General features: G+C 40.6%; 10 protein-coding genes and 1 tRNA gene. 10 read left to right on the forward strand and 1 reads right to left on the reverse strand.

Features of this window, described 5'->3' with window-relative positions; genetic code table 11:
- The 6 genes from Q0389_RS08510 to Q0389_RS08535 all read left to right on the forward strand — a co-directional run.
- On the forward strand, nucleotides 1-292 hold a 292-nt coding region (locus Q0389_RS08510; RefSeq protein WP_298693484.1), incomplete at its 5' end, for a hypothetical protein.
- A complete protein-coding gene (locus Q0389_RS08515) occupies nucleotides 289-4,344 on the forward strand; it encodes a glycosyltransferase (RefSeq protein ID WP_298693486.1) in 4,056 nt (1,351 codons plus the stop codon). The genes Q0389_RS08510 and Q0389_RS08515, both read left to right, overlap by 4 nt.
- 54 nt (nucleotides 4,345-4,398) lie before the next feature.
- Nucleotides 4,399-5,445: an acyltransferase family protein gene (locus tag Q0389_RS08520; protein ID WP_298693487.1), complete on the forward strand. Its 1,047-nt coding sequence runs from the start codon at nucleotides 4,399-4,401 to the stop codon at nucleotides 5,443-5,445.
- A gap of 114 nt (nucleotides 5,446-5,559) precedes the next feature.
- Complete coding sequence (locus tag Q0389_RS08525) at nucleotides 5,560-6,363, forward strand: glycosyltransferase (protein ID WP_298693531.1); 804 nt, start codon at nucleotides 5,560-5,562, stop codon at nucleotides 6,361-6,363.
- 22 nt (nucleotides 6,364-6,385) lie between these two features.
- Nucleotides 6,386-7,213, forward strand: coding sequence for a glycosyltransferase family 2 protein (locus Q0389_RS08530; protein ID WP_298693488.1), 828 nt, complete (start codon nucleotides 6,386-6,388; stop codon nucleotides 7,211-7,213).
- Nucleotides 7,214-7,245: 32 nt separating this feature from the next.
- Nucleotides 7,246-8,604, forward strand: coding sequence for an exopolysaccharide biosynthesis polyprenyl glycosylphosphotransferase (locus tag Q0389_RS08535; protein ID WP_298693490.1), 1,359 nt, complete (start codon nucleotides 7,246-7,248; stop codon nucleotides 8,602-8,604).
- Nucleotide 8,605: 1 nt separating this feature from the next.
- Here the strand turns inward: Q0389_RS08535 and Q0389_RS08540 are convergent.
- Nucleotides 8,606-8,682, reverse strand: a tRNA-Thr gene (locus Q0389_RS08540).
- 104 nt (nucleotides 8,683-8,786) lie between these two features.
- Here Q0389_RS08540 and rfbA point away from each other — a divergent pair.
- Genes rfbA through rfbB form a run of 4 tightly spaced genes read left to right on the forward strand, consistent with a single transcriptional unit; the run spans nucleotide 8,787 to nucleotide 12,127 of the window.
- The gene (gene rfbA / locus Q0389_RS08545; protein ID WP_298693491.1) at nucleotides 8,787-9,677 is read left to right on the forward strand and encodes a glucose-1-phosphate thymidylyltransferase RfbA; all 891 of its coding nucleotides are present in this window, start codon (nucleotides 8,787-8,789) and stop codon (nucleotides 9,675-9,677) included.
- On the forward strand, nucleotides 9,674-10,246 hold the full coding sequence (gene rfbC / locus Q0389_RS08550) for a dTDP-4-dehydrorhamnose 3,5-epimerase (protein WP_298693492.1): 573 nt from the start codon (nucleotides 9,674-9,676) through the stop codon (nucleotides 10,244-10,246). Before rfbA ends, rfbC begins: the two co-directional genes overlap by 4 nt.
- A complete protein-coding gene (gene rfbD, locus Q0389_RS08555; RefSeq protein WP_298693493.1) occupies nucleotides 10,239-11,117 on the forward strand; it encodes a dTDP-4-dehydrorhamnose reductase in 879 nt (292 codons plus the stop codon). The genes rfbC and rfbD overlap by 8 nt, the downstream gene beginning before the upstream one ends.
- Nucleotides 11,114-12,127 (forward strand): dTDP-glucose 4,6-dehydratase, encoded by a 1,014-nt coding sequence (rfbB, locus tag Q0389_RS08560; RefSeq protein WP_298693494.1) that lies wholly within the window; start codon nucleotides 11,114-11,116, stop codon nucleotides 12,125-12,127. The genes rfbD and rfbB overlap by 4 nt, the downstream gene beginning before the upstream one ends.
- The last annotated feature ends 4 nt before the right edge of the window (nucleotides 12,128-12,131 follow it).

Below are 12,131 nucleotides of genomic sequence, written 5' to 3' on the forward strand. Positions count from 1 at the left end.
CATCGGTGCCAGCTTGAAAAATATCGACGGCCTCTTGATATGGGGGGATAATACGGTCGATACTCCTATCAACCTCAAAGCAGGTCTCAATGAGATCACAATGACGTTCAACCTCAACGTCGTAGCGGGAGAATACGGTCTTTTTGTCGGATTGGCCGATATTAGCGGCGAACCGCGCGTGGAACTCGACCAAAGATGGCCTTGCCAAAAAGTCACAATCATTTCCACGCACCGTACCGATCAGGGATTTGCATATGCACCTGCACGTATCACCATTTGGCCGCAATCATGAAACCTAAAATTTTTATCTCTTTTTTAATGCCTTATCCGATACGGGGAATAGAGGCCCCCTATCTTTGGATTTTCTATAAGCAGCTCTTTGCATTTAAAAATGACCAGATCATTTTTATCGGCAGTTCGGCATATATCAAAGAGCCGTCCATGTTCGATGATCCTCGAAATGAACTTACCGTTGAAGGGGCAAAATACTTTGGCTATGATATACCCTCTCCCGAAAAGATAGCAAGTTATCGATTCATCGAATTTGACAGTGCCCTCTTTGACGATATGGAAGAACGGCATGCCCACAACAGCGATCAGATATTTACAGAAATTCTTCTACATAAAGATGATTCTATCATCCGCTATTTTGAAACAACTTTCTCGAGTCTAAGAGACGATTACGATATTTTAGGTATTTTGTCCTGGTGCAATATCCCATCACTCTCAGCCGCTGCCGACACATTCGCTATCCCTGTCATTCATAACGAGCTGGGAGCTCTTCGATCACCCCTCTATTTCCCGACAGCCTATTTTGATTTTAGCGGAGTAAACGGCCATACGGAATCCGAGGCAAGATTCGAGCATTTTAAGCAACAGGTCAGCCCTCATACCCTTTTGACTTTGCCAGAAATCCGAAATCTGATTACCTGCACACACGCTCAGCCGCTTGTCGCACAAGAAGAACCTGCGTTTGACTTCGGCATTGTTTTACAAGTCGAAGACGACTCTAATATCTTGGCTTTCTCAAACGGTTTTGATTCCATTTCCCTCATCAAATGGGTCAAATCTACCTTTAGAGGCAAAACTCTCTGTTTACGCGAGCATCCCGGCGGACATTTGCATTATGACAAACTGGGAGAAATTGACCATTCGGCAAATTCTCTCAGTTTTCTTTTTCGATGCGATACTATCGTCACTATCAACTCCAGTGTTGCCCTCGAAGCGTTGCTGTTTGGGAAAAAAGCGCTTATACTCGGTGACAATCCGTTTAAATTTCTGACACAGTTTGACGATCCCGATGAATTGCTCTACGGACTGAATTTTGCCGTTTTTTCTTACCTCATCCCGTATGATTTTCTTTTTGACTACGATTATTATCTTTGGCGACTTAACAATCGAAATGAAGCCGCGATTTTTGATAAACACGTAGCGTATTACCGAGAAAAGAAAATCGATTTGTGTCGGCAAACGCCCATAGCCGCCGAAAATACCGAAACGATCTCCACTCCGTTCATCCAGCTCTTTTTTGACGTCGGAGAAGGCATCTGCGAAGAGGACTCAACCAAAATGTCCGTCTCAGCAGGCGATTACATCCAAGAATGTGTATTTGACCTTTCGGATAAAAACTTTACAAACCTCCGGCTTGATCCGCTCAATGATTCGTGCGTTATCGAAATAGAAAGTTTACTCCTCGTCGAAGAAAATGAAATGCAAATCGATTTAACCACCGAAATATCGACAAATTGCTGTTCACGCAGTGAGAAGCGTTTCTTTTTCGAAACGGATGATTCTCAAATCTTTTTGAGAGTGCCGAACGAATCCGAGCCGTCCAAAGCCAAAAAGCTCATAGTATCCATCCGTTACGTTTATATCGGACGAGAAGCGGTACATGCCTGTGTCAGCCAAATATTGCATAACAAAGCGGAAGAGATCGCGGCACTTTCCCGTACCTTCGAGAAAGAGCTCTCTGACAAAGAGCATACCATCGCCATAAAAGAAGAAGCTTTGCAAAATACCTGCGCCGAACTTGTATCTACACAAAATAAACTCTCGCAGATACTCTCTTCCAACAGCTGGCGCATTACGGCACCGTTACGCTATCTCGGTGAGAATGTGCGTAAAAGTGTGTCCATTCTGGTGTTTGCATTAAAAACAATACGCTATTTATACAAAAACCCTACTATCATTCTTAGAGCCTTCAACGAATTACGTTACTCAGGAATTCAAAAAACATGGCTTAAAATCCGTAATAAATCCAAAAAAATTGAAGGCTTTATCGCATCGCAAAAGCATTCTACTCTATTCAACAATATTGTAGACCAATTTCACGATGTTCCTTTTATTCCTCAGTTTGCTATCAACAAACCAATTGACATTATAATTCCCGTATACAACGGAAAAGAATTTCTACTCCCCCTTTTTGAAAGCATCATCCGTAATACTTCAATGCCATACCGCCTTTTTGTCGCAGATGATAAAAGTAGTGATAGGGATATATTGCCGTTACTCTATGAAATACAAAAAAAACATCCCTTCATTTCTATGACTATTATTGAAAATGAAATGAATCTGGGATTTATCAAAACTGTTAATAAACTATCTAAAATGTGCGAAAATCACTTTGTATTGCTCAATACCGATACTGAAGTCCCTCCACAATGGATTGAGCGGCTCATGTATCCTATTTTCAAAATGGAGGGGATCGCTAGCACTACTCCATTTACCAATTCCGGAACAATTTGTAGTTTTCCCAATTATCTGGAAGACAATCCCATTTTTGAAGGACTTAGCGTCGAAGAAGTTGATAAACAATTTCGCTATGTCAATTTTGAAAAAACATACATTACGATCCCCACCGGAGTAGGTTTTTGCATGGGTGTCAATAAAAATCTTGTTGATCAGATCGGTATGTTTGATGAAATCTACGGTAAAGGGTATAGCGAAGAGAATGATTGGTGTCAACGCGCCATCCAACACGGATACAAAAATATTCATGTCACCAATCTATTTGTTTATCACAAGCATGGAGGTTCTTTCGGCAGTGAAGAAAAACAAATACTACAACGTAAAAATTTGGAGATATTATTGTCTCGATATCCCCACTACGCCAATGATGTCGATCTAACAGTCAATACTAATGCGCTCAGAGAGGTCAGAGAACTCTTAAAAAAACGTCTTATCAGGGATAAATACGAATCTTCTCTATCTTTGTCCACAAAAGTGGGAAGGGATTCGATTAAAGTTTATTATATCGGCTATCTCTCTTCTTCTTCCGGAGTAGGTAGAGCCTCTTTGGGCTATATTCAGACCTTACACGCTTTAGGTTTTGATGTCATCCCTTTTGATTTGGTTTCACCAGATTGGACAAATCGTTTGGTTGCAAATATCTACGATGATTTACCGTCATTTGTTATTTATCACTTTAACGCTAATGAACTCTTGACCCTTGATAAAACATTTCTAAAACTCATCAAAAAATTATCTTATGTAATCGGAATATGGGCATGGGAATCAGATCATCCACACATTGACTTTAAAAATGCTTCCGTCTACGTAGATCAAGTATGGGCAATCAGCCATTATATGTTAGACGCATTGCACGAAGTATCTTGTCGTACGAATGTATTATTACACATTATTGAAGATCAAAGTCAATCTGCTTTCGATGTCAACAATACCGTCGATAAAATTCGAAGTGAGTATGCTTTTGTAGTAGGATATATGTTTGATTTAAATAGCTACACTTTTCGTAAAAATCCCCTAGGAGTGATAGAAGCCTTCAATAAAGCTTTTCATGACACCGATAATGCTGCATTGATTCTTAAAATATCAGGAAGCAAGCATCATCCCATAGAATTTAAACAAATTTTTGAAATATCTAAAGAACACCCGCACATCTATATTATCGATACTTTCTGGAGTGGCAAAGAAATCAGCTTTTTTTATCGTTCTATCGACGTTTATCTGGCACTTTTCCGTGCAGAAGGGTTTGGTTTGACAATTGCAGAAGCAATGGCACATGGAGTTCCCGTCATCTGTACTCGTTACTCCGGCGTATTAGATTATATTGGTGATAGCGTTATTTCAATAGACTATAAATGGATTGAAATTCCAGAAAATTGGGGCCCTTATCAAAGAGGATGGAGATGGGCTAATCCTGATATTGATCAAGCATCAGCTGCTCTTCAAAACTTATTTAACGATTCTTTACTCAGAGAAAGTTATCGAATCAAAGGCTTATCCCAAATCACCGATACCCTTAGTATTAATGTGATCGGTGCTAAAATGCTCGGTATGTTTATAGATGCTAAAATAAGTTTATCACAATCGCCAACTATTTAATATAAATATTTTTTTCAAATATTCTAGGAAAATAAGAAGCACTAGGAAAAGACTTTGGATACCAAAAATCATTTAGTTTGGGGGGATATCTGCCGTTTAATTGCAATTTTCGGCGTTATCTTGATACACTGCGCAACTCCTATCCTACAGAATTATCATACATTATCTCTCGATAAACTTTTGGTCGCTAATGTCATCGATTCATATGCTAGAGTATCAGTTCCTCTGTTTGTCATGTTATCAGGGACACTGTTATTAGGACAAAAATACCATAACCATATTTTTGATTTTTTTGAAATTAAAAAAAGAATTTTCAAAATCGCCGTTCCTCTTCTTTTTTGGTCTTGCGTATATTTAATTTTTACGCAACAATCGTCGAAAGCTCCACTCGATATTCTATATTCTTTCGGTTCCATACTAAATACCCCGGCAATGTATCATTTGTGGTTTGCATATATGATATTGGGAGTTTATCTTTTACTACCAATACTTCGTTTAATTGCAAAAGCTGTATCGCGTGACACTTATTTTGCTCTTTATTTTTTCGCATTATGGATAATCATCAACTCCTTAACTGTGTATTCACCAATCAACTTGATTTCCCAATTAAAACTAGCAGGTTTTTTAGGGTGGGGAGGATATTTTATTCTCGGCTTTTATTTGTCAAATGCTAACTGGACACATCATCTTTCAAACAAAATCAGTTTTATGATTTTTTTTATGGCAGGTTTATGTACTTTTTTACTTACGTGGTACTTAAATTTAAGATCAACTTCTTTTATAGAAATAGCATTTGAGCCTTTAAGTCCTAATTGTATCATCGCGTCTATCGGAGCTTTTTTATTGCTTCAAAAAGTTCAAGTGAACAAACATTTTATCAAACCATTAGCATTTATCTCCAAAAGAGTATTTCCTATCTACTTTATTCACATTCTTATTATCAGTATTCTTGGAAGTGATAAACTTGGATTTGTCATTACTCCTCTAACCATACATCCTGCCATCGGCATTTTAATTTTAGCTTTTACTACATTTCTAATCTCTTTATTTATCATTCTCATTTTACAAAAAGTGCCATTTATCTCAAAATTAGTTGGATAATCATTTACATTATACGATTAAGTAAACCATAAAAAAGGTATAATACCGCTCTTATTGCTTTTTTATCTATGAAGGGTATTTATATCACACCATAAAACTTCGAAAAATGAGTTCATCGATTTATATACCGATACGCGAATAAAACACGTCATGCAAGAAAACGGGGGCGCCCATAATGCCATTAACAGAGGGCTCTCATTAGCACAGGGGGAATATTTAACTATTCTAAATTCCGATGATGAGTATCATGCCCAACGCCTTGAAAAATGTATCCGGTATTTTTCAGTCAATGCGGATATTGACTTGATCTCTACCTGGATCGATGTCGTCGATGCTGAGAGTCGAAAACTGGGTACAAAACAGGCATGGCACAATATGGAACCGTGGGAAATCAAAAACAAGCAAAAAACGTTTGCTTCGACAGAAGATTACGCGTTAAATGCATTAATGTCCAACTTCGTTTCAACCACCAGTAATATGATCTTTAAACGCTCCGTGTATGAAAAAGTCGGCGGGATGAGAAATCTGCGCTTCACCCATGACTGGGATTTTCTACTTCGAGTGTGTTCCGATCACCACTGTTATAATCTCTCGGAACCGCTATTAAATTATCGTATTCATAACACAAACACGATATCCAGCAATAGAAAATGGATGTTATTTGAAATTTGCTGGATTATTGCGGCAAATATTGATCGATTTTCTAAAATGCTGCTACCCAGCTTGAAAGCGGAAGATTTTATACAGTCCACGATCAAAATCTTAGAATCATTCAATCTGCAGAATAACGACAAAGTTTTTTGGCTTCTTTATTGGCAGATCACCAATTTAAAGCACATGGGTGTTGCAAATCCGGAAGAATTGTATTTAAATGATGCCGATATCAGAAACAGCATCATCGCCTACATTCAAGAATAAATCGTTATGGAATGAGCGGTTTATGCGTGTACAAATTATTATCCCTATTCTCAATCCGGACAATGCTTTTACTACCGTACTCGAAATGCTCTCACGACAGACTGTTCCCAATAATATTTTATTGATCGATTCGGGTGATTCTCAAATCACCGGTCAATTTGAAAAACGTTCTATTGAAAGAGGAACTTTCAATCACGCGAATACCCGTAATATCGCATTGGAATACACGGCTGATCTGTATCTTTTTATGACTCAGGATGCGCTCCCTTATGATTCCCATTTGCTGACAAATTTATGTAAAGCATTTGAAGACCCTGACGTAGTTGTAGCGTATGCACGCCAACTGCCGTACCCTTATGCTGATCCTATCGAAGTCTTTGCCCGTCACACAAACTATCCTGAGCATTCTTGTATTAAAACCAAAGACGATATAGCGAAAATGGGAATTAAAACTTTTTTTGCTTCCGACAGTTGTGCCATGTATCGCGGAGAATATTTCAGAAAAGTAGCGGGATTTACAAAAGACTTGCACACAAATGAAGACATGGATTTCTGCGCCCGTGCAATTTTAGATCATAAAAAAATAGCTTATGTTCCTGATGCCAAAGTCTACCATTCTCATAATTTATCCTACACAGAATTATGGAAACGCTATCGGATGATAGGAGAATATTTTAGGAACCAATCATGGATTCTCACAGAAATTTCAAAATACCGGTCTGCGGAAACGACGGGAATGACACATGCGATTAATGAAATTAAATTCTTATTTAAGACCGCTCCGTCTTATATTCCGGAGTCTATTCTGAAGTCACTTATAAAGTTCATTGCTTTTAAATCCCCCTTTTAGATAAAATTCACTATTTACTAGAGGGAGTTTTTTTGCATTACTTTGCTTTCCGCTTTTCTACTTTCTCTCTTTTAGTATTTGGTAATTTATGGATCGTTTTTCTTATTGCCGATAAAATTATTGCTCAGGCTCAAAACCATTTTTTTATTGATTATCTCTGGATAGGTTGGATTTATATTTTTACCTATTATACGAATAGGCTGATGACACGCAGAATGGTTACGACAAATGAGATGATGATTATTTTAAAATCAAATCTCATCGCTTTACTGGCTATCTTCTTTGTTGTTGTATTGGCGAAATTAGGGGATTCGATCTCGCGTACTCTCGTTTTACTGCACTTTGCACTCAATGCGTTCAATCCTATCTGGATGTATCTTATCAAAAAACGGCTACTCAGACTCAGTATATTACGGAAACCTGTTTTTGTGGTATGCGACAGTAACGGATATGAAAACGTACAAAAATGGTTTGCACCCGACAACCCTTTCGGCTACGATATTGCGGTAACCCTGAATGTCGATGAAGAACCGATTATTCTCATTCATAAAAAAATTGAGATGTTGATTCAAACTCATAAATACCATGCCGCTATCATCGATATCAACCATACCGATATCCATGAGATTAATGATCTTATCGATCATATACAAAAAAACCTTCACAGAGTCATCTTACTACCGGAGATTTCTAAAATTCCTATCATTAACGGTGAATTAATCAGTTCTATTCACCACAAAGGAATGGCGTTTTATATAAAAAATAATTTATTAAGCATTGTCGATAGAAATATCAAAAGAATTTTCGATTATTTGGCATCTATTTTACTTATTATTCTCTTTATGCCGATTCTCATATTGCTCTTTCTCATTGTTTCGATTGATACGAAAGGAAATCCTCTCTTTAGCCACAAGAGGGTAGGCTATCGCGGTGAGCGATTTAAAGTCTGGAAATTCAGAACTATGTATTTAGATGCCAATCATAGACTTGAAACCATTTTAGAAACCTGTGAAGAATCCCGAGCGGAATGGGAAAAGAATTTTAAACTTAAAAATGATCCTCGTGTTACGAGAGTAGGACAGTTTTTACGCAAAACTTCACTTGACGAATTGCCGCAATTGATTAATGTTTTAAAAGGAGAAATGTCTTTAGTAGGGCCGAGACCTATCATTATGGATGAAGTAGCCAAATATGGAGATTTTTACCAATATTTTACAGCAGTAAGACCCGGTATTACAGGATTATGGCAAGTGAGTGGACGTAACGACATCAGCTATGATGAACGGGTTCAGTTAGATGTATGGTATGTACGCAACTGGTCTATTCAACTCGATATCGAAATACTTATCAAGACTGCAATCGTTGTTTTTTCAAGAAAAGGGAGTTATTAAGTGGTGCCGGCACGAGGATTTGAACCCCGGGCCTACTGATTACAAATCAGTTGCTCTAGCCAACTGAGCTATGCCGGCGAATAGAGGCGGAAGTATATCCCATTTTTACTTAAAATGACCTATTTTTTTGAAAAAAACTATTTATGTTATAATCCTAATGCAAGATACATATAAGGGATGAGATGAAAGGGATCATATTAGCCGGAGGAAGCGGTACGCGCCTCTACCCTATCACCAAAGGTGTGAGCAAACAACTGGTGCCTATTTACGATAAACCGATGATTTATTATCCCCTGTCCGTATTGATGCTTGCAGGCATCCGTGAAATATTGATTATCTCCACTCCGACGGATCTTCCTCGCTTTCAGGAGCTTTTGGGAGATGGAAGCGAGATCGGAATGCGTTTTGAGTACTGTGTCCAGCCCTCGCCTGATGGTTTGGCACAGGCATTTATCCTCGGAGCCGATTTTATCGGCGGTGATGACGTTTGTCTGGTATTGGGAGACAATATCTTTCATGGGCACGGGTTGACGAAACTCTTGGCACAATCGGTTCGCAACGTTACCGAAGAAGGTAAAGCGACCGTATTCGGGTACTGGGTCAAAGATCCGGAGCGCTACGGTGTCGCCGAATTCGATAAAGCCGGAAACGTCCTCTCCATCGAAGAGAAACCGAAATCGCCGAAGAGCTCCTATGCTGTTGTCGGACTCTACTTTTATCCTAATAGCGTTGTCGAAATCGCGAAAAATGTCAAACCGAGTGACCGCGGCGAGCTTGAAATCACCACGGTTAATCAAACCTATCTTGCCCAAAACGCACTCAAGGTTGAACTCATGGGACGCGGTTATGCCTGGCTCGATACGGGGACGCATGAGAGTCTTTTGGAAGCCAGTCTGTTTATCCAGACCATCGAAAACCGCCAAGGACTAAAAGTCGCCTGTATCGAAGAGATTGCCTATGAAATGGGTTATATATCCCAAGAAAAACTATTGGAACTGGCCCAACCTCTTTCAAAAAACCAGTACGGCCAATATCTGATCCGTCGTGCGAATGAAGGGAAAATCGGCGAATGACTTTCGAACGTACCGCACTTACCGATGTTATCCTTATCACCCCGAAAGTCCACGGCGATGAACGGGGATATTTCACCGAAACCTTCCGAGCCGACAAGCTCGAAGAATTTTTAGGCTATACGATCCCCTTTTGTCAAGACAATGAATCCAAATCTACGTATGGAGTCCTTCGGGGGCTGCATTATCAGCTTCCTCCCTATGCGCAAACTAAACTGGTACGGGTTATCGAAGGAGAAGTGCTCGATGTTGCCGTCGATATTCGAAAAGGCTCCCCGACTTTCGGTCAATACATTGCAGTGCGTCTTTCCGGTGAAAACAAGCGCCAAATGCTCATTCCACGCGGATTTGCGCACGGATTTGTCGTCCTCTCCGAAACCTGCACTTTTGCCTATAAAGTCGACAATTACTACAGTCCCGAATGCGACCGCGGAATTGCCTATAACGATCCGGCTATCGGCATCGACTGGCAAATCGATCCCGCCAAACTGCAGTTATCGCTCAAAGATACCAAGCAGCCGTTATTAAATATCGCCGATTTATTCGAATACGGGATCGATCTTTATGAATAAACCGATACACATTCTTGTGACGGGCGAGAACGGCCAGCTCGGCAGCGAGATAAAAGTTCTCTCTGTCTCCTATCCTCAATACTCTTTTACCTTTACGGATCGTACCACACTCGATTTGTCCAATCTATGCAAAATAGAAGATTTCTTCGAAAGCAAACAATTCGACGCGATCATCAACTGCGCCGCTTATACAGCGGTCGACAAAGCCGAAGATGAAAAAGAGCTTGCCGACACCGTCAACCACCGCTTTGTCTCGATGCTGGCCAAAATCGCTAAACGGGACAACAGTAAACTGATCCATATCTCTACCGATTATGTATTCGACGGGAACAACCATCGCCCCTATATCGAAAGCGATCCGACCGATCCGCAAGGGGTTTACGGTATGAGCAAACGAAACGGAGAAGATGCAATTCTCGCCGCCGCACCTCAAAACACACTGATCATCCGTACCTCATGGATCTATTCCTCATTCGGATCCAATTTTGTCAAAACGATACTCCGACTGGGAAAAGAACGCGATTCACTCGGGGTGATCTTCGACCAAGTCGGGACACCGACCTATGCCAAAGACCTGGCAAAGGCCATCTTGGATATTGTGCCGGATATCGATAATCGCGCACCTGAAATCTATCATTACAGCAACGAAGGAGTTGCCAGTTGGTACGATTTTGCCAAAGCGATCTTCGAATTGTCCCACATCGGCTGTACGCTCAATCCTATCACCACCGATCAATACCCTACGCCGGCAAAACGTCCTCATTACAGTCTACTGAACAAAACCAAAATCAAAAACGATTTCACTATAACCATCCCGTATTGGAGAGACTCTCTCCGCCTCTGTTTAAATGAATTAGGAGAATTATCATGAAAACCCTTTTAGTGACCGGATGCGCCGGATTTATCGGGAGCAATTTCGTCCCCTATTTTCTGGAAAAATACCCTGATATCCGTCTTGTCAATCTCGATCTGCTCACCTATGCCGGAGATTTGTCCAACCTCTCCGACGTGACCGATACCGAACGTCATATCTTCATTCAGGGGGATATCTGCGATAGAGCCCTCGTCGAATCGTTGTTTACCCGATACGATATTCGCGGGGTAATCCACTTCGCGGCCGAAAGCCATGTCGACAATTCGATCAAAAATCCGGGTATCTTTGTCCAGACTAACGTCAACGGAACATTCACCCTAATCGATGTCGCTTACAAAATGTGGATGGAGAAACCGTTTCTCTATAAAGCAGGATATGAAGGGTGCCGTTTCCACCATATCAGTACCGACGAAGTCTACGGAACACTTGGAGAGAGCGGCCTCTTCACCGAAGAGACCTCTTATGCGCCGAATAGTCCGTACAGTGCTTCCAAAGCCGGTTCAGACATGATCGTCCGTTCTTATCATCACACCTATGGGATGGATACCCTCATCACCAACTGTTCGAACAACTACGGCCCTAAACAGCATAACGAAAAACTGATCCCGACCATTATCCGCAAAGCTCTAGCTAACGAAAACATCCCGATCTACGGAGACGGTAAAAACATTCGTGACTGGCTTTACGTTCTCGATCACTGCAAAGGGATCGATCTGGTCTATCATACCGGAAGAAGCGGAGAAGTCTATAATATCGGAGGACGGAACGAGCGCAACAACAACCAGATTGCCGAGCGTATCTGCAGCCTGTTGGACAGCATGAAACCGAAAGCGGATGGAAGCAGCTATAAAACGTTGATAACTTACGTCGAAGATCGAGCCGGGCATGACCGCCGTTACGCGATCGATGCGACTAAACTTGAAACAGAGTTGGGCTGGAAAGCGGAAGAAACGTTCGATACCGGAATCGTCAAAACGATCGATTGGTATCTGCAAAAATACAGCTGAACCG

The sequence above is a fragment of the uncultured Sulfuricurvum sp. genome, from assembly GCF_937936435.1.
Lineage (GTDB): Bacteria > Campylobacterota > Campylobacteria > Campylobacterales > Sulfurimonadaceae > Sulfuricurvum.